General features: G+C 49.7%; 17 protein-coding genes. 5 read left to right on the top strand and 12 right to left on the bottom strand.

The window, feature by feature from the left end:
* The 3 genes from bioA to NT140_05465 form a co-directional block, all read right to left on the bottom strand.
* Complete coding sequence (gene bioA, locus NT140_05475; GenBank protein MCX5831324.1) at positions 1-1,350, bottom strand: adenosylmethionine--8-amino-7-oxononanoate transaminase; 1,350 nt, start codon at positions 1,348-1,350, stop codon at positions 1-3.
* A gap of 8 nt (positions 1,351-1,358) precedes the next feature.
* Positions 1,359-2,375, bottom strand: a complete 1,017-nt coding sequence (bioB, locus tag NT140_05470) for a biotin synthase BioB (protein ID MCX5831323.1) — start codon at positions 2,373-2,375, stop codon at positions 1,359-1,361.
* Positions 2,376-2,547: 172 nt separating this feature from the next.
* On the bottom strand, positions 2,548-4,041 hold the full coding sequence (locus NT140_05465; protein ID MCX5831322.1) for a PEP-utilizing enzyme: 1,494 nt from the start codon (positions 4,039-4,041) through the stop codon (positions 2,548-2,550).
* Between the two features lie 705 nt (positions 4,042-4,746).
* Here NT140_05465 and NT140_05460 point away from each other — a divergent pair.
* From NT140_05460 to NT140_05445, 4 genes are all read left to right on the top strand, one after another.
* On the top strand, positions 4,747-6,591 hold the full coding sequence (locus tag NT140_05460) for an FAD-binding protein (protein MCX5831321.1): 1,845 nt from the start codon (positions 4,747-4,749) through the stop codon (positions 6,589-6,591).
* 63 nt (positions 6,592-6,654) lie between these two features.
* Entirely contained in the window at positions 6,655-8,064 is a 1,410-nt protein-coding gene (locus tag NT140_05455; GenBank protein ID MCX5831320.1) for a glutamate synthase-related protein, read from the top strand.
* A complete protein-coding gene (locus tag NT140_05450; protein ID MCX5831319.1) occupies positions 8,061-9,542 on the top strand; it encodes a glutamate synthase-related protein in 1,482 nt (493 codons plus the stop codon). The genes NT140_05455 and NT140_05450 overlap by 4 nt, the downstream gene beginning before the upstream one ends.
* A gap of 17 nt (positions 9,543-9,559) precedes the next feature.
* Positions 9,560-12,193: a glutamate synthase gene (locus NT140_05445; GenBank protein MCX5831318.1), complete on the top strand. Its 2,634-nt coding sequence runs from the start codon at positions 9,560-9,562 to the stop codon at positions 12,191-12,193.
* A gap of 21 nt (positions 12,194-12,214) precedes the next feature.
* Here the strand turns inward: NT140_05445 and NT140_05440 are convergent, their stop codons facing one another.
* Entirely contained in the window at positions 12,215-12,520 is a 306-nt protein-coding gene (locus tag NT140_05440) for a hypothetical protein (GenBank protein MCX5831317.1), read from the bottom strand.
* Positions 12,521-12,711: 191 nt separating this feature from the next.
* On the opposite strand from NT140_05440, the gene NT140_05435 reads away from it, so the two are divergent.
* Positions 12,712-13,008 carry a helix-turn-helix domain-containing protein gene (locus NT140_05435; GenBank protein ID MCX5831316.1) on the top strand — a complete coding sequence of 99 codons (297 nt, stop codon included), beginning with the start codon at positions 12,712-12,714 and terminating at the stop codon, positions 13,006-13,008.
* Here NT140_05435 and NT140_05430 read toward each other — a convergent pair.
* From NT140_05430 to NT140_05395, 8 genes are all read right to left on the bottom strand, one after another.
* A complete protein-coding gene (locus tag NT140_05430; protein ID MCX5831315.1) occupies positions 12,949-13,539 on the bottom strand; it encodes a DNA-deoxyinosine glycosylase in 591 nt (196 codons plus the stop codon). The genes NT140_05435 and NT140_05430 overlap by 60 nt on opposite strands.
* Positions 13,540-13,546: 7 nt before the next feature.
* Complete coding sequence (gene rsgA / locus NT140_05425) at positions 13,547-14,614, bottom strand: ribosome small subunit-dependent GTPase A (protein ID MCX5831314.1); 1,068 nt, start codon at positions 14,612-14,614, stop codon at positions 13,547-13,549.
* 101 nt (positions 14,615-14,715) lie between these two features.
* Complete coding sequence (locus NT140_05420; GenBank protein ID MCX5831313.1) at positions 14,716-15,762, bottom strand: Fic family protein; 1,047 nt, start codon at positions 15,760-15,762, stop codon at positions 14,716-14,718.
* A 10-nt stretch (positions 15,763-15,772) separates the two neighbouring features.
* On the bottom strand, positions 15,773-15,940 hold the full coding sequence (locus NT140_05415) for a hypothetical protein (protein ID MCX5831312.1): 168 nt from the start codon (positions 15,938-15,940) through the stop codon (positions 15,773-15,775).
* Between the two features lie 116 nt (positions 15,941-16,056).
* The gene (locus NT140_05410) at positions 16,057-16,311 is read right to left on the bottom strand and encodes a hypothetical protein (GenBank protein ID MCX5831311.1); all 255 of its coding nucleotides are present in this window, start codon (positions 16,309-16,311) and stop codon (positions 16,057-16,059) included.
* Positions 16,301-16,570 carry a BrnT family toxin gene (locus NT140_05405; GenBank protein ID MCX5831310.1) on the bottom strand — a complete coding sequence of 90 codons (270 nt, stop codon included), beginning with the start codon at positions 16,568-16,570 and terminating at the stop codon, positions 16,301-16,303. Before NT140_05405 ends, NT140_05410 begins: the two co-directional genes overlap by 11 nt.
* A 69-nt stretch (positions 16,571-16,639) precedes the next feature.
* A complete protein-coding gene (locus tag NT140_05400) occupies positions 16,640-18,400 on the bottom strand; it encodes a DGQHR domain-containing protein (GenBank protein MCX5831309.1) in 1,761 nt (586 codons plus the stop codon).
* 9 nt (positions 18,401-18,409) lie between these two features.
* Positions 18,410-19,684: a site-specific DNA-methyltransferase gene (locus NT140_05395; GenBank protein ID MCX5831308.1), complete on the bottom strand. Its 1,275-nt coding sequence runs from the start codon at positions 19,682-19,684 to the stop codon at positions 18,410-18,412.
* Positions 19,685-19,898 lie beyond the last annotated feature (214 nt).

The raw sequence follows: 19,898 nt of genomic DNA, 5'->3' as shown, positions 1-19,898 counted from the left end.
TTAGCCCCGCACTCCATCAGTAACTTCCCGGATCGAGGCGCTCGTGATATCGCAAAGCCGGTCCAGCTCTTCCTTGGTTATGCTTAGCGGCGGCATGAGGACAATCACGTTTCCGAGCGGCCGGATGATCAGACCGCGCCTTCTGGCCGCCAATATGACTCTGTGGCCGATTTTTGCCTCCGGCGGGAACTCTGCCCTGCTATCTCTATCAGGCACGAGCTCGATGCCGACCATGAATCCCCGCTGCCGTATCTCGCCTACATGCCTCAGTAAACTTATTGCTCCCAATCGTTTCTGCAAATGGACAATCTTACCCGCCAATTTATCAAGCGTGCCTTCAGCGGCAAAAATTTCCATATTGGCGATGGCCGCCGCACAGGCCAGCGGATTGCCCGTATAGGTATGTCCATGAAAGAGTGTCTTGAATTCCTCATAGCGACCCAGAAAACCCTCATATATCTTTTCCGTGGTCAGCGTGGCCGCCAGCGGTAGATAACCGCCCGTGATGCCCTTGGCCACAGCCATGATATCGGGTCGCACATCCTCATGCTCGCAGGCGAACATCCGGCCTGTTCGACCGAAACCAACCGCCACCTCATCGGCAATCATGATGATGTTGTGCTGCGTGCAGAGTTCCCGCACTCTCTTTAAATAACCCGGTGGCTGGACGATCATGCCGGCCGCCCCCTGCACCAGGGGTTCGATCACGAGAGCCGCCACCTCGGGTGCATGCTCCTCCATAAGCGCTTCCACCTGACGCAGACAGGCCAGTCCGCAGTCCGGGTAGGTCTGACCGAAGCTGCAGCGATAACAGTAAGGCGATGCAGCCTTGAGGGAGGTAAAAAGAAGCTGCCGGTAAGTGGCATGAAAAAGATCAATGCCGCCCAGACTTACAGAACCGATCGTATCGCCGTGATAGGCATTGGTCAGGGAGATGAATTGCGTGCGCTGCGGGCTCCCCTCCCGCGCCTGTCGCTGGTACTGGAAGGCCATCTTGAGGGCAACTTCCACGGCGGTGGAGCCGCTGTCGGAATAAAAAACCCTGGTTAAACCCTCCGGGGCGATGGCCACCAGCTTTTTGGCACACCTGATAGCCGGCACATTGGAGAGGCCCAGCAGGGTCGAATGGGCAATTTTCCCGAGTTGTTCCGTAATCGCCGCGTCTATTTCTGCCTTGCGGTGACCGTGGACGTTGGTCCAGAGGGAAGAGACGCCGTCGAGATATTCTTTCCCCCCAATGTCCTTGAGCGTACAACCGCGGCCGGATTCGATGATAAGCGGCTCTTCCTGAGCATAATCCTGCATCTGGGTAAAGGGATGCCAGAGGTAACGATGATCGTCGTTGGCCAGCGCCCGGTTTAGTGTTGCCGTGGTGTCCGTACTGAAACTCCCTCCACGGCAGTAAACCCCAAGTCCTTAATCATTGCCATGTCGGCCTTGATATCTCTGCCCTGAGTAGTCAGATAATTGCCGACGAGCATGCCGTTGGCGCCCGCCGCAAATATCCAGGACTGCAGGTCGCGCAGGGTGATCTCGCGGCCGCCACAGATCGTAATATCCTTCCGGGGATTGATCAGGCGGAAAAGGGCAATACATTTGAGCGCTTCCATGGGTGACAAGAGCGGCCGACCGGCCATCCGGGTGCCGGCAATGGGATTGAGAAAGTTGATGGGAATCGAATCCACGTCCAGATCCCGCAAGGTAATGGCCAGTTCCACCCGCTGTTCCCAGCTCTCGCCCAGCCCCAGAATACCGCCGCAGCACGTCTTGAGCCCCGCCGCCTTGGCTATTTTTACCGTCTCCACATCGTCTTCGTAGGGGTGGGTCGTGCAGACCTGGTCAAAAAAACTCCGGGCGGTTTCCAAATTGTGATGGTAGGCGGAGACGCCGCTTTCCTTGAGCTGCGCGGCCCGCGACTCCGTCAGAACTCCCAGGGAGGAACAGATCGCCAGGTCGGTTTGCTTCCTGATCTGGTTCGCTGCCCGCCCGATCGTGGCCATCTCTGCATCCGTCAGCATATAACCGCTGGTGACCATGGAAAATTCCGTGGCGCCGCTTTCGTAGAGACTGACAGCATCTTCCACCAGCCGCTCTGCACTGAGCAGGTCATGGGAGGCGATATCCGTTTCATGATAGGCTGATTGCGCGCAGAAGGCGCAGTCCTCCGTACAGCAGCCCGACTTGGCGTTGGTGATGGAACAGTTTACAATGTGGTTTTGTTTGAATTTATGACGAACCTTGTTGGCGCACATGATGAGGTCGGTTGTTTCATCTTCCGGCAGGGCGGCCAGACGGCAGGCATCTTCATAGGAAATCCGGAAACTATCATCGGCCAGAATTTTTTCCGTCACATCAATTAACAGCTTGTTGAACATATTTGATATCTTCTTTCACCGTTGCAGAGATATTTCGCCCTGTTACTCTCATCTGCAGGAGACACGCGGTAATCGCGCCAGGCTTAGGGGTTATTAACGTTAGTTATGCTACCTCGGAGTACGAATGCCCGGACGCGATAAGTCCGGGCATTCGTGCCTCTCGGAAAACCTTTTACAACTTAAATACTAATCCCCTGGTTCCGTCGATCCTGATCATGTCTCCGTCCTTGATCAACTGCGTTCCAGTGATACAGTTCGCTACCACAGGGATGTCCCATTCCCTTCCGACAATCGGACCATGGGACAGACTGCCTCCGCCATTGCATACGACACCCTTAAGCAACGGGAATACCGGTGTGTATGATGACTGGGACGATGGACAAACCATGATGTCCCCAACTCTCAGCTTCTTCAGGTCGGCAGAGGTAATAACGATACACGCAGGTCCCTCGGCCACGCCGGGGCTTCCAGGGTTACCATAGCAGAGCGCACCCAACGACGTATCCGGCTGTATGAATTCACCAATCGTGATCTTCGCGATGATCGGATCTTTAGCTGCTACCATAAAGGCGCCTGCCTCGGGGGGCGTCATGTTGGGATCTCTCGGCATTATCGGTGGGCGCGTCAGGTATTCCTTATTGGCAGTCCACTCTGCCCTCCTATCCCTGGCGATGAATCCGCTCTGGTAGTTCTCGGGCATAGCAATCATGGTCTGAAGCTCTTCCGGGATGAAGAAGAAGATGTCATCTGCATTATCAATTGTCCCAACCTTGGCAAGACGCTCGCCAATCTTCAGCATGGCAAATCTGAATGCCGAGAAGCATCTGTGTTCATACAGGAAGTCATGGCCCTCGCTGAAGGAGCTCGTCCTCTGAGAAAGTCTCATGAGGGACTTGAACCATTCCATATCCTTGCATCCAGCGGCCTCAGCCTTCGCCACAATCTCCTTCTCCACTACCGCTCTGTCTTTAGCAAGACGCTCTCGTATAGCATCCAGCGGGAACGGCTTAATAACCCTGTCTTCCAACAGGTACTGCTTCACATGCAGGATAGCGTTTTCCGGCGCTTCCCACCACGTCGGTTCTACAAACTCCATCATACGGATCATACGCCAGCCGTAGCCCAGCTCATGCATAAAATGGTAGAGATCTACATCAACCCACTTTTTACCCTGGGGTGTCTTGTTCAGCTCCTCAACCACCTTTGCCGACGGGTTGTTGAAGATGATGTTGTCAATCCCATACTCGATCGCCTTATTCCGGAGTTCCCACATGACCTTGTCCTGCCGGAAAAGCATATTATCAAACCCTCGGATCAGCCGGTGCCAATCCGTTGACGTTTCCTTAATCCCAACGTACTGCTTGCAGAGGTCCTCAAAATACCAGTATGCCCCATATAGCGCATACATAAATAAGAAATGGTCTTCCCACATCCTCTTATGCGTCTCGATAGCAAAATTAAACTGTTTGTACAGCTCGTAGAACGTCGCTTTATCATAATCAAAATCCTTCAGCGTGTCATAACGGCCGAGCATCTCGCTTTTACTCTTCTCCCAGTATTTGTCGTAATTCGGTTCGAAATCGTTCTTGGTGCGATCGTAAAATTTCGCATACCTGAAATCACGCTCTTCCTTGGTGGGAACCGGTGTAGCTACACACACAGCCATACCATCAATCTCCCTCCAGTCGGAAGACCTCGTATCGGGAATCCACGCCTCATTGCAACCGTAGATGTGACCATTGACCAGATTGAAGACCCACGACCATTCAAATAGCGGCGTCCATGCCGGATAGGAATGAGAAAAGTCCACAAACCTAGTGTTTCTAACATCTGGAACTACCTCAGTCCGGGTTACATGAAACCTTACCTACGCCGCCTTAATTAAACAATCTAGTTATGATTTTTTACAACAATACGTTTATTTTCTTGCCATCCCCCCTTTCATTTATCAAATATGATAGCCTCGTTAAAGTCGAAAATGGGCCTTTTCCACAATTATCGCCTAATTATTGCAACAGGTTACAAAACGGCTTGGGCAAATTTTAGCTTCCACGAGTTTTCGCGACGATAGCGAAAATTTTTCCATGTGTCAAGCCTTATCATGCTCGGCCGCTCTGGGCAGCTTCTGCTATTCAACCAGCGACAAATCGCTGATTAAATGGCAGAGATTTATGGAGGCGTGGTGGTGGATTTTTTAACATCATGACCGGCAATTTGAAAAATATGCTGCGTTCGTCTGCCGAAGTTTTCGTCGAATTTGAATTTCATCCAAATATGGATCCAAATATGGATTGACAAATAAAAACAGTCCCCCTATACTCCGGCCCGTCAAAAGCAATTACTTATAAAGAACTGAAGAGAAGTATAACACATGCAGTCAGTAGATGAATTCAGAAAGATCGCGGGCGATATAAAAATACTCGGCAAAATGGCTGAAAGAGAGATGTACAGCCATGATATTGGTGATGTTCCCGATATCATGACCAAAGCATTTTTTAAAACACAACCCGATTTTATCATTCAGCCTAAAAACGCGGACGAGATAAAAAAGGTCCTGGCGTTTGCCAATGACTGGAAAATCCCCGTGATACCGAGAGGCGCCGCATCGTGGGGCTTCGGCGGCGTCATCCCGACCAATGCCGGGATCGTCATTGACCTGTCTCCTTTCCGGAAAATCCTGGAGCTCAACACCGCAGCCAAGACCGTCACCGTTGAAGCGGGCGCCCGGTGGAGCGATATTGATATCATGGCCAAGAAAGAGGGCCTGTGTCTGATGACCTACCCCTCAAGCAAGTTTTCCACGGTTGCCGGTTGGATTTCGACGGGCGGCTACGGGATTAACAGCTTCAAATACGGCCACTTATCAAAGCAGATCGTGTCCCTGAAGGTTATCACAGGCGTCGGCGAACTTAAAATGTTATCCCCTTCCGACCCTGATTTCGCCTTTTTTGTATCCACCGAGGAGGAGTTTGGCATCGTGGTTGAGGCCACCCTCAAACTTCGTGATATGCCCGAGGCGTCATACGCCCATCTTCTGTATTTCCATGGCGACAGTGAGGCTTTCGCGTTCATCGCCCGGTTCGTAAAAAGCAGAATCTCAGAGAACCTCAACCCCAACGTCATCCGGTTTTTGGATGCAAATCATCTGCAGGACACAAACGCAGTCATGCGGGCCGGCATATTCAGGAAGAGCGCCGGCGTTTTCATGGAGTTCGGCAGCGCCAAAGATGAAGAGTGTTTTGTGAAATTCATGTCACAGACTGGCAACATTGAAGAAGCGCCGCGTTATGCCGCAAGTTACCTGTGGAACGAGCGCCTGTTCGGGATGAAGACAAAGCGACTGGGACCGACCATCCTGGCAAGCGAAATTATTATCCCGATTACAGCCGCCCCCGCCTTTATTGAAAAAGCAAAGATACTGGGCATCCGTTTCGGCGTTGAAATATGCATAGACTCTTATATCCTCGACGAGAAACAGGCACTCATCATGGCCACCTTCCTTTGCGACTCCAGGAATATAAAATATTATATCAATATGCCCCTGGTTTCCATGCTTACCAAGACGGCTGTTACATTGGGCGCCGAGCCCTATGGACTTGGCCTCTGGAATGCCGCTTTTATCAATGCCCTATACAGCGGTGAAAAACAGCGTGAGCTTAAGGCATACAAGGCCAAGGTAGATCCGAACAATATCCTGAATCCGGGGAAATTCTTCGGTGTTAATTCAACGGGATTCTCCGCCCTTGTCTTCCATCCGGCTGTTTTTGGCTTTTCTATGAATATCATGACGCTGCTGTCACCGATCATCGGTAAGGTGGCCACATCGCTCCTTGGAAAGGATGAAAAAATCGCCAGCCTCGATTTCGAGCTAAGCATCCATGCCTGCGCCAAGTGCGGAAACTGCATGGCCGTATGCCCCGCCTATCTTATCACGAAAGATGAAGGGGTAACTGCAAAAGGGAAGATAGCGCTGGCCAAGAAACTCATTACCGGCAAAGAAGTGACACGGGAAGAAGCAGCAAACGCTTTTATGTGCATGCACTGCAAGGCCTGTGAGGAGATATGCCAGACCAATCTCGAACTCATGATGTTCTGGGATGCGCTGGAAAAAAGGATTGAAGACAAGTTCGGCCGTCCGGAAGCTCAGATTACGGAATTCCTGCAGCAGGTTGACGACAGCAGGGAATACTGGGACATGGTGGAACGGAATAACTAAAACAGCACCCTTGGCTACGCCGCGTGGGGGCACGCGGCCTACTAATAAAGATGAATAGCGACTATGCCGAAGAAATATCACATTCACGCGAAAACGACGCCCCTTGATCTGGAGTACATATTCAAGTTCAAGATTGTGCGGGGTGAAAACTGCATTAACTGCGGTAAGTGCGCCAAAGTATGCATTTATGAAGCACATGAACGGCAGAAAGGCGATCCGCGCAAGATGGCGGACCCGAACACGGTGTTATGCAGAAACTGCTTCCGGTGCATCCAGGAGTGCCCCCGGGGAGCCCTGGAGAAATCGCTGGAACGCAACTTTATGGATATCGGCGGTTCTTACTGGAAGCCTGATATGTTCATCACCCTCTGGAAGCAGGCAGAGGACGGAAAGGTGCCGGTTACCGGCGCCGGATACAGGGGACCGTTTACCGGAACGGGGTTCGATAGCATGTGGACGGACATGTCTGAAATCGTCCGCCCGACCCGGGACGGAATCCACGGACGGGAGTATATCAGTACCTCTGTTGAACTGGGCAGAAAACTCAATCATCTGGCCTTTGATGCCAACGGGCAGTTATTATCGCCGATTCACGACACGGTTGATCTTCCCATTCCCATTCTCTTTGATATCCCGGCGGATAGCCTGAGCGGGAATGTCAAGCTTGCCCTAATCAAGGCGGCGGCGGCGATCAACACGTGCATCATCATGCCGACTGCCAGTATAACACCGGATGTTGAAAAATACACCCCCAACATCATCCCCTGCATAAATCATAAAGAAATCGCCCAACACCAGGCCTTACTCAAAAAAGCGCGGTTTGTGGCCGTCGAGTATGACGGTGAACTTCTGAACAATTTCCCGGTCGTGAAAGACAAAATTAAGAGCATCAGCAGCGCCCTGACAATCATTAGAATTCCGGCAGTGAAAGACGTGGAGACCATAGTTGCCAAGCTTGCGCACAGCGGCGCGGAGATTATCCACGTCGTTGCCGACTACCGCGGCCTGGAAGTCAACGGCCCTCCCTCCCCAAGTCCGAGACTGATAACTGACATAATCCGGGCCGTCCACCTGCGGCTTATTGATGAACGGATTCGCGACGAGGTCACCCTTATCTTCTCCGGCGGTATCGCCATGGCGGAACATGTCCCCAAGGCCATGCTCTGTGGTGCCGACTTAACGGCCATAGACTTGCCACTGCTCATTGCCATCGGCGCCCGGTTATACGAAGAGCCGGAAAAGCTGCTGGTTCTCCCGGCAGGATTGGAAAAAATCCCGGTGGAAATCGTCACCCAGAGAATCATAAACCTCATGGGCGCGTGGCATTCGCAGCTCCTTGAGGTGATGGGCGCCATGGGTATCCGTGAAGCCCGTCGTCTGCGGGGTGAAACGGGCCGGGCAATCTTCTTTGATGAAATTGACAAAGACACCTTTGGAAAACTATTTAAAAAAAGAGAAGCAGCGAGCGTATGAAACCATCAACGGTAATAATCAGAAAGATGCCTTCGCGATTCAAGCACCAGGTGCCGAAGTACAAGATCACCCGGTCGGATGCCTGCATCAACTGCGGTACGTGTGCCAAGACATGCCCATACGGCGTCCATGAAAGGGTTGAGGGGCACAACAAGGTAAACCCGCCCATAGACTACAAATGCATCGGCTTTGAGTGTCAGAGTGAGGATTTCTGCTGCCTTGCCAAATGCCCGCGCCAGGCGTTGAGTCTGTCTCTCAATCCCATGTATGACACGCTGGGAGATTTTCGCTGGACAGCGGACATTATCACCGGGACATGGATCATGGCCGAGACGGGTTATCCGCCAAAGCGAACGGACCTCGAATATAATGTGGGCAATTCCGGCGGCGGCTTTGACAAGCTACGGTTCAAATTTCCCACCCATCCGCCGCAGGTTGACAAGTCTGAAATCTCCACGGCCATTGAACTGAACCGGAGAAATGACGGACGGGCCGCTGTATTCATCTCAACCCCGGTCTATGGCGGCGGCATGTCCTTCGGATCCGTCAGCCTCACCACCATGGTTTCCAAGGCGCGGAATGCGGCGATATGGAATACCTTTACCTGCACCGGTGAAGGCGGCTACCCGGAGATGCTCAAACCTTATGATGACCACGTGATCACCCAGATCGCCACCGGTCTGTTCGGTGTGAGCGAGGAAAGCGTCCAGCGGGTAAAAATCATCGAGTTTAAATACGCCCAGGGCGCAAAACCAGGCCTCGGCGGACACCTTCTCGGAGAGAAAAATACGGAAAGTGTTGCCCGAATGCGCGAGGCCGTCGAAGGCACATCCCTGTTTTCGCCCTTCCCGTTTCACTCTGTCTATTCCATCGAAGATCATAAGAAGCACATTGACTGGATAAAGGAGATGAATCCGCAGGCCCTGGTTTCCGTTAAGGTTTCCACACCCAATGACGTGGACATGGTTGCCGTCGGTTCATACTATGCCGGCGCGCATATTATCCACATTGACGGCGGTTACGGCGGCACCGGCGCCGCCCCGGATATTGCCAAGAAGAACATTGCCATGCCCATCGAGTACGCCATCGTCAAGGTTCATGGTTTCCTGAAGGATGAGGGCGTCCGGGATGCCGTGACGCTCATCGCCTCCGGCGGCATCCGGACCGCCCATGACCTGGCCAAAGCGATCTGCCTTGGCGCCGACGGGGCTGTCATCGGTACGGCGGAGTTGGTCTCCCTGGAATGTGTCCGCTGCGGCAATTGTGAATCGGGACGAGGCTGCGCCCGGGGTATCGCCTCGACGGACTCCGAACTGGCAGACCTGTTCGGCGAGGAATGGGCGACACAGCGTCTGACCAATATGTACCATGCATGGAATGTCCAGCTGGTCGAGATCCTCCAGAAGTTCGGCATGAAAAGTGTCAAAGAGCTTGTCGGACGGACGGATCTGCTTGAGCATATAGATTACAGCAATTGAAGCGGAGCTTGCTAATAATGGATAACGCTGAAAAAATATTACTTTCACGCACTGAGCTGTGCAGCCAAGTGCCGATCCTCGCCCCGAATACCGAAGAGGAAGGGGGCTGCGGCGTCACCGGATTTATCAGTTCCATTCCCGTCACCGGGAAGAATATCTTTGAGCCGTCCGTACAGATGCACAACAGAGGCAACGGGAAAGGCGGCGGCATTGGCGCCGTCGGATTTGTTCCCGAAGCCCTGGGCGTCTCCCGGCAGGTCCTGGACGAGGATTACATGTTCCACATCGCCCTCCTGGATGCCGGTGTTGCCGATGAGATTGAAGACACTTTCATCAAACCTTACTTTCAAATTGACAAGTCCGAGAAGCTGGACACGATTGATGACTACCGCAGTATCGGTCTTGACGTCAGGCCCCCGGACATCATGCGTTATTTCGTTCGCGTCAAGAACGACGTCCTGGACAAATACATTCTCGCTAACAATTTCTCCTCCCTGGACCGGCGGGATGCCGAGGACGAGTTTGTCTATCAGAACAGCTTCCGCATCAACTCCAAGTATTATGCTTCCCTCGGTGAAAAAAAGGCCTTTGTCATGTCCCATGGCCGGAACATGATGATTCTGAAAATTGTCGGTTATGCGGAGAATGTGGTCCGTTACTACAAGCTGGACGACTTCAAGGCGCATGCCTGGCTTGCCCACCAGCGATATCCGACCCGCGGTCGCGTCTGGCATCCCGGTGGTTGCCACCCGTTCAGCGCGCTCCATGAGGCGCTGGTACACAACGGTGATTTCGCAAACTATCAAGCCGTTTACGAATATCTCAAACAGCGGAACTACTACCCCCTGTTTCTGACCGATACGGAGGAGGCGGCATGCCTTCTCGATCTGTGGAGCCGTGTTTACAAATATCCCCTGGAGTACCTGATTGAGGCGATGGCGCCGACCTCGGAAATGGATTTTGACATGCTTCCTGCGGAAAAACAGAAGCTGTATAAGGCCATTCAGACCCATCACGTCAATGCGTCGCCCGACGGACCGTGGTTCTTCATTATCGCCCGAAATGACTGGAAGAATGATCAGTTCCAACTGATCGGCATTACGGATACGGCCATGCTCCGCCCCCAGGTGTTTGCCCTGCAGGAGGGCGAGGTGCAGATCGGCCTGATCTGCTCGGAAAAGCAGGCCATTGATGCCACGCTCATATCTCTGGAAAGGGAAGATCCGCGGTTCGGACCCATTGCCGATAAATACTGGAATGCCCGCGGCGGCAGCTATACGGATGGCGGCGCTTTCATCTTCAGCCTCAGGGATGCCGGCGACGGTTCGGGAAACAAGAAACTCATCTGCACCGACAAATTCGGGAAAGTAATTGAAACTCCCAAAGATAAGCTCGTCTGCGACATCTCAAAACAGATCACCGTGACGGATGAATGTAAGACGATAGAAAAAAAACTGGCCGGATTGTTTGCAGAAAATGATACCGCGGCGACCGCGCAAAAAATATTTGCCTATATCCGGGACAATATCGCGGGATTTGATACCGACAGGCTCAGGTTCGCGATTGAAACCATCAAGGGGTATGCCGTGGAAAAGGATGACTTCCAGCAAACGGCTACCGATGCCCTGACAATGTTAAACGACCGGCGGTACAACACCGGCAGAATAAAAAGAAGCTCCGTTCAGCATGTCCTGAAGATCAACCTGGATGAGATTTTTTCCGCTACCCCCCTGATCACGGCAAAGTCTGATGCCGGTTTCAGCCGGATCAACTTTGCCACCCGTGCTCAACTGCGTGCGCCCCAAAAGAACGAAAGGACCCTCATCATTGATGCGGAACGTTTTGATCCGGAAGGCGACAACTGCGATGCGGTGATGATCGTGGCCGCCCACAAACTCGGCTGGAAGAGGTTCATTGTTTACAAATACCGCGGCCAGCGTTTTACCGGCTGCGGGTTTGGCCCCGCAACAAACGATGTGCGGATTGACGTCTATGGCGCTTCGGGCGATTACCTGGCATCGGGTATTGACGGTATGGAGATATATGTTCATGGTAATGCCCAGGATCAGCTTTGCCAGATCATGAAAGATGGGAAGCTGGTAGTATTCGGCGATGTCGGCCAGACCTTCATGTACGGCGCCAAAGGAGGCGCTGCCTACATCATGGGCAACGCAGCGGGACGGCCCTTGATTAACGCCGTCGGCAAGCCGCGGGTGGTCATCAACGGAACAGCTCTGGACTATCTTGCGGAATCGTTCATGGCCGGTGATCCGCTCAACGGCGGCGGCTTTGTTGTTCTAAACGGTATCGGATTCGATGATAACGACGGGGCGATCCGCGAATATGAATCACCCTACCCAGGATCCAATATTTTTTCCCTGGCTTCCGGCGGTGCGATTTACGTGCGAGATCCCCACAGAAAACTGGTCGCTGAACAGCTCAACGGCGGGGAGTTTGTAGCCATGACCGATGCAGACTGGAAATTGATCCTGCCCTATCTTGAAGAGAATGAAAAACTTTTCGATATTTCTATCGCCAGACTTTTAACCGTTACCGCTGAAACAAGATCACCGCAAGAAGTCTACAGAAAAATCGTCCCCCAAAAGACCGGAGCCCCTGCAAAAAACGACGACGGTTTGGATGAACTTTGAATGATTTAGCAGGGGGTTAATTTATGACCAGTTTATCCAGCGGCCCGGGTTCGCTGGCGGTTGCCGGGCCGTGGTCAGGAGGTTTAAAAAGATTTTTCTCGGCAGCAGTTCGGCGCCCAGGCTTTGCAGATGGGGGGAATCAACCTGGCAGTCAATGAGCCGGAAACCCCGTGCCTGTAAAGCACGGGTCAGCGTGATCAACGCAGCCTTGGAGGCGTTACTGATCTTCGTGAACATTGATTCGCCGAAATATACGGCCCCCCCGGCCTGGCTATCGGGGCAGGCGACGCCAACCGGCGGATCGAGATAGCGAGAGACATCAAGCAGGTCTTCTGATTCCGCTCACCTCGGGGAGCTTCATCTCGCTCCCCGTTATTTTTTAAAATTCTCCCTTGCGCTAACTGCGTCAATGACGTATAGTTGTCCCATGGTCATCATCGAAACTCCAATATTTACCAGGCAGCTTTTATCCACTCTCTCCGACGAGGAATATCGCCTGTTTCAGGAGGAGGAATACCATGAAAGATGAACTTTTTCAGGAACTACTGGAAAGCGTAAAACAAGGCGCGGCGATCATGAAGGGCACTATGCAGCCCTCTCGGTCGTTTGAATTCCCGGAAACAGAGGTTCGCGCTCTACGTGAGCAGTTCGGCCTTTCTCAAGATAAGTTTGCTGACCTTGTAGGAATAAGCGTAGGAACATTGAGGAACTGGGAACAAGGCCGCCGTAAACCAGAAGGCCCGGCACGTGTGCTTTTACGCGTGGCCTCCCGTCACCCTGAGGCGCTTCTGGACATTGGAAGGGGATCTCAATGATAAGTAGTAATGTGTCCCCGGAATTCCTGCCGCCAGCGCTTCCGGAATGGCGCGCCAGGCCGCGAGCTTGCCCTCCCGCGAGAGCCGGGCGTTGGCCGGGCTCGTGGACGGCAGACGGATGAGTCGCAAAGCAGCCGCCGGTGACAGCGTGCCCGGCACGTGCCTGGCAAACAGGGATTGAGCCTTCGCGCCGTTGAATAAAATAGTGTGGATCGAGGGATGCCTGACGAAGAAGCCGGCCAAGTCATTCGGCGTCTCCGACCCGGGAGAGATGGCGGAGTCGAGACTGCCGATGCGGTCCGCCGCCTGGAGGACATCCCAAAGGGCCACCTGCGCACCGAGGAGCAGCGCGGTCCTTGCCGCATAGTCCATTCCGGTCCGCGCCGCAAACAGACTCTCCATGATGAACCAGAAGGCGTTTTGCGGATGAGCGTAGTACTCGCCGGCTTCCAGGGACCGCCGTCCCGGTATAGTGCCGAGGACCAGCACCCTGGCATCAGGCGCCGCTATGGGATCGAAGCTGTGGATCATTGCTGCACTATAACGCCGCTTTCAAATTCTTCTTTGCTGTCTTAACGAAGCGTCCGAATGCCCTGTCCTTTTTACGTTTGTCCAAGTACGACATCTCGTAGTGCTCTGACTCTTTCCTGAGTTTTAAATAGCCAGAATAGCGCTCTTCACTCAACTCGCCGTTTGCAATTGCAGTAAGAACTGCACAGTCTGATTCCCGAGTATGGCTGCAATCGGCATAGCGACAGGCCAGGGAAAGCTCAATAATATCTTCAAATCCTTGGTTTACTCCGTCACTGGCGCCCAGAAGGCCCAGTTCTCTCATCCCGGGTGTATCAATAAACATCATGCCTTTATCAAGAACAATGAGTTGCCGACGCGATGTTGTGTGGGTACCTTCTCCTGTTCCACTGACAGCTTTTGTATCAAGAGCATCCCGTCCAATCAAATGGTTGATCAGTGTAGACTTGCCGACTCCGGATGACCCAAGCAGACAATAGGTTCGCCCCGGCATTAATACCTGCTGGAATTCGTCAAATCCGGAGCCAGTTATGTTGCTCAGGGCAATAACCCTGGTCGTGATGCCGGCCTGTCTAATAGCAGCAAGCTTCTGTTGCAGCTCATCGGGGGAGATCAAGTCCGTCTTGGCAAGAATGACAATCGGTTCAACATGACCGTCAGCCGCCATTACTAAATACCGATTCATTCTCGGTAGATTAAAGTCAAAGTGACATGACTGGACAATGAAAGCGATGTCAATGTTGGCGGCAATCATCTGGTAGTCCACTTCTACGCCAGCACGTTTGCGGCGTAAAAACGTCCTGCGGGGAAAGACTCCATGGATGATTGCCGAGGCGCCATCATTGTGATACTGCACGGTGACCCAATCACCGACACAGGGCAGTTTATCCGAGGATTCAACACGGAAATAGAACTTCCCCGCAAGTTCAGCGGAAATATCTCTGAGTTCATCCCTGATAATGTACGAGTTGCGGTCAACTGCTGACACACGGGCAATGCCTTGATCCTCTTGGCGCATGTCATCGGCATGTGCTTCAAACCAGGGATCAAAACCTAGATCAATCAATTTCATCATATCTTGTCACCGAACGGAAAGATCAGCCAGATCCGGGTTCCCCGGCGATTGGCTGGATTCAACTTGTTACCTAATTTATTACCTATATTATCTGTTATTACCTAATTCCCGGTTTTATGCCATTTTGCATTTCTGCCGCGGTCCAGACATTCGACAACCTCTTGAACCTGAAGGTCTTTGAGCACCCTGCGGATCATATCAATGCCGATACCGGGACATTTCCCCTGGATATCGGCAACACTGAAATTACCGGGAAAACTTCTCACTGCGTCCTGTATCATTGCTGTCTTCTCACCCCTTGGTTGTGGCAAACGGGCCAGCCTTTCTTCAAATTCTGTGTAAGCGCTCTTAAGGATGAAACAGACAAAGTTGATATAATGCCACGGGTCGTGTCTGCCTTCGTGCCAGCCTTCTGAGCTCAGCCTTAATGTTTCGTAGTATCTTTCTTTGTTCTGCTCGATGAGACGTTCAAGGCTGATATATCTTCCGACCCCGATGTCCAGATGGTAGCACTGTAGAAGCATCAGCAGCCTGGAGACTCTGCCGTTTCCGTCACGGAACGGATGGATGCACAGAAAATCCAGGTTGAATGCCGCCAGCGTAATGAGAGGATGAACCTTTGCTTCGCTAATGCATTCCTGCCATGAATCAATCAGTTGTTTCATATAGAAAGAAGTTTTACCGGCAGGAACAGTCCGAAATCTTATGCTGGACGTCCCATCCTGACGTTTTTCGATGATGTCGCTGTCTTTTTCCTTGTATTTGCCGGCATCCCATATTTCGCCGCGCATCAGACGGTGTAGCTTCCGGCAGGTATCTTCCGTAATGGACAATTTTGCCCCGCTATCATGGATGAGATTGAGAGCTTCACGATAACCCCGAATCTCCTCCTCTGATCGATCGTGAAGAAGTGACTTGCCAAAGATGACGGTACCGATACGTTTTTTCTCGACCTCAACACCTTCGATGCGGTTGGATGAAACCGCACTTTCAATAAGGGCATGCTCTTTAAGTGATTTCAACCGCTGCGGCGACTGCTTTGTATAAAGCCCCTGCCTGCCTTTCGCTTCACCGATGTCGGCCAGATACCATGAGGTCGTCGCGGGTATAGTATCAAGACCCGAAATGAACTGTTTTAGTGTCATCATACCAACAATATCACTCCTTTGATTTTCCATCAGAATCAGTTACCGGTTTTGATTCATTCTTGTCGGCCTCCCGCCGCACCCGGTTGGATTCCTTCTTGGCCGCTTGCTTCCGGCCCCAGTAAGCGCCGCGCCCTTTCTTTGGGCCGGTGTGCTCTGTTTTTTGAGCTTCATAAACCATGTGGGTGCCTCCCGGTTTTTCCCGCGGGCTTGGTTTGCATCCTAAGATTGATTTATGAAGCAAACAATGATGCAAACCGAGTGAGGCTAGTTCTTTTTCAGTACACAACGACAAAGCTAAAGGGCGCGCATTTTTTTAGCGCGTCCGGTTGAGTGCTTCGTTAGGCGCTGTGTTGATCTTGTAATTTCAAGGAGAGACCTTAAGGCATCATTCACAGCAGTCGAGCTGGTAAACACCTTGGCTATTTCAGGTTCGAGGACGGCTACATTCGCGCCTTCCTCCAGCAGTCGCTTGAAATACTTACCACGAACGGCCTTCGAATAATCGAATTCATATTCGGGACGCAGTTCCTCTATAGTTTTAGTTTTCATGTCTTTTCCTCTCTAAAATAGTTGCAGGACGTGCACTGATAATCCGTATCGCCTCGCCTCGTTCCGTGTGCGATATAACGAACAGGCGTCCTTGGGATGAATAACCAATAGTGATTAATCGGACCTCTTCGATGGAGTGGTCCGGGTCAGCAATCGTTGCCGATAAGGGGTCATAGAACACGGTGACGGCTTCGTCAAAAGAAATTGCGTGTTTTCTTATGTTCCTTCTCTCTTTATCTTTGTCCCACTCAAATTTCATGATACCTTCCTATGAAAGTCAGGGATACTTCCTATACCAAGTAATCTTTATAAAATGGAGGAAGTGTCCCTATATTTTCCCATCATTGAAGAATTGCCGATATATTTCTTCGCCCATTTTTCTGTATTGACTGGATTTGTAATCCTTGAAAGGAAACTCCGCAATACCTTTGAGTTTTTTCTTGTAATAATCCATATCTTCGGTTTTGTCATTCTCAATTAGTAGGCGGAGGCAATTGATGATGCCATTAATAGCAGTGACTCTAAGAATGCCATTGGGATTCAATCGTTCTGATGTCCATGAGTCACCATCAACGTTGTTTTTGAAGCCAATGAAAATCTTCCTAATTTCGTCGACGCAAAATTCTTTATATGCATTTAATAGAACATAATTATTATGATTTATAAGGCTGCTTTTGTCGGGATGGGTCCAAATCTTATATAGGCTATCGTCACCATCAAATTTGACAAGAGGCTTCAAGCCATAGCTGATTATAGAAGCGGTCTTCAACCTACCTTTTTCATAGAAATGCTGCTCAAACAAGTTCTCTAATGGACCAGACTCGTTCAATGCATTTAGAATTGACTTTGCGACCGAAATTGAAGAGAAAGGAGCTATCATCAATTCTATCTCCTGTTTAAGTTCTGAGCCCGCATTTGTCTGATTAGAATTGATTTCCAGAAACAATTCCGCTTCAAATTTCAGTTTTTCTTCCTTATTTTCAGTCTCAGGGTATAGAATTCCAGTGACTAGAAGGTTCTGAACCTTTCGCAGCCGCGCTATTTTCTCTTCAAATTTATCGGTACCTTCATGATAAGAATAGAGTCTATGCTGGCCGTCAACAATTCCAATTATATTCGTATCATTGTCAATCTCTACCAGGGTCGGTTGCACACTTGTTGTGTCGGTGTTTATGAAGTTACCATCCTTCCCCACTGAGATTTCTTTTTTGTTTTCACCGTACAATTTTATTTTTTCTCTTGGCAAAACAGCGATGATATTATTAACAAATACTCTATCTTTTTCATACAGATAGCTTCTCATTTTGGAGATCTTATCTGCTGAAAACATACGCTGGTAAAACCCAATTGTACCAACATTATTCCAACCATCTCTCCTGAGCACGTATGCGCGCTGCATCAGTGAAGCGGCATCGATATAGAAAGAAATGATCTTGTATCCCTCTTTGTATTTACTGTGTTCTTCTGGCAGTATGTGACCGGAAAACTTTGTATTACTGCCAAGGTGTCCCCTTGTAATATTCTCACTGAATTTATTATAATCAGTTTTCAAGAATTGAAAGAACTCATATCTCGCTGACCTCTTAATTGCCTTGGCAATTCTCTCAAAATACTTCACGATCGGGTAATTCAACAAGCATACACCATTAATCTGATCCCGATGCTCTTTGGAAATAGGGTGTCTTGAACAATACACTGTCCTGACTTGAATCTGCTTTGTGGTGTAATTCTTTAGAACGGAGTTATTGAAATACTCGGCAAAGTTTTTAAACTTATTATCTTTAAGTAAGAACTCAATGAAATTGACATGAGAAAGATTGATCTTGTCATATATAATCTTTTTACCAATCAAATGATTTCCAGGCTTAGCCTGCGTCGTATATTCAATTAGCAACAAGATATTTTCATAATGAAAGGCATCATCAATTTCTGATGTCCTTTCGTCGTACACAAATTCTTTACCGGAGATTCCGGTGACCCTACTAAAACCTATATTGTGTAGTAGCCTTCGAATTTCCTGTTTTTGTAGTCTTTGTTCTTTCTCTTGTTCCGTCAGTTTTTTCTTGGATCTCTTCTTAGCTTTTGCCATAAGATTCCTTCATTCAAAATCACTTTCGACTACTGCAACTTTTATATGACTAAGAATATGTGCTTTTGGAGGGATAGCGCCTATGTTCACCTCTCCAATTGTGTTATTTGTATTACTGCTTGTATATCCATACAACGATTTACCACCATGAATGTCCTCCACATGGCTTTTTAGCTCTATTACGGGCTCAATTCCAAATTTGGAAAGAGGGGTAACAGTGCTCATCCCATGCAATATTGAGATGAATTCATTACTACATATAAGGTTATGGTTATAAATGATGGAATATCGCACTTTCTTCAGTTTATTCGTTTCCTGACTATAACCGAGATCGTCAACGACAATATATTTGATTGGATTTGTGTCAAAAAGCTTTCCTGTCTTGTTGTATAAGACTCGTGCGTATTTCAAACAACGAAGTTTCAGGATTATATTTTCGAAGTCGTCTTGCTTAGAAGTATCAGCTTGTAATTGTTCGTATTTTTTGGTGCCACTTGCTAAGGTTTTCTGCCGATAAGTCTTAAACATTTGAATATATTTCGTATTTATCTCAAAACCCACATATTTCCTTTTCATGTAGGCTGCTTGTACTAAAACCGAACCACTTCCAGAAAACGGGTCCAAAACAATATCACCTTCATCCGTTGTAAGTTGTATTATATTTCCAATCATGTCAGTAGGCAGAGGACAAAAATGTCTGATGTACTTATCACCCCAAGATCCCTGTGTTGGAATGGAAAATTCCCAGACTTCATCCAATGCTTTACCCTTTGGGTTATACCGCTCAGGATACCTAACCCACCATTTTTTAAGGTGTTTCGTGTCATAGATTCGTACTCTATCGCGATGGTACTTGAAGTTTTTCGATTTCGAGAAAAACAAAATGTACTCAAATTTTCGCTGAACAAATCCTGCTGATGACCAAGGTACAGTTTTGTCCTTTTTCCAGATGATAATGTCCTGAAGCATCCAGCCAATTTCTTTTAACTTTGAGGCCAAATCGAAAGGTAGGAGGACCACCCCATTTTTGTCCTTGAATGTATCGATAATAATCCATAATGTTCCATCATTCTTTGTAACCTTGTAGATACTTGAAAAGACTATCTTTAAGTCTTCCAAGTACTGATGATAGCTTTGACCAAAACCTATTTGATCGTCTGCTCCGTAATCTTTCATATCAAAATACGGGGGGGAAGTGATCGATGTTGTAATCAATTCTCCGTAAATGTAGTCAGCCACGTTTCGAGCATCAGCGTTGTGAATATCAAATAAAGTGTTTTTCATTGTATTCCGTTGTATTCTTGAGACCACTCATTAAATTTTATCACCTATCCTGTGCCAGATAACGGCGAGTTGAGCGGTTCGCGCAACTTGCCCGATTACAGTGCTATTCAGTCAAAAATATTACAAGTATTATCATTGGACAATTTCCAATTTCACTTAATGCTACATCTGTAATATCAGATCATGCGCAATATATCTATTCCGGGAAAGGATT

The organism is Deltaproteobacteria bacterium (genome assembly GCA_026388415.1).
Taxonomy (GTDB): Bacteria; Desulfobacterota; Syntrophia; order Syntrophales; family JACQWR01; genus JAPLJV01.
The sequence above is the reverse complement of the archived record's forward strand: the minus strand, read 5'-3'. Positions and strand labels throughout refer to the sequence as shown.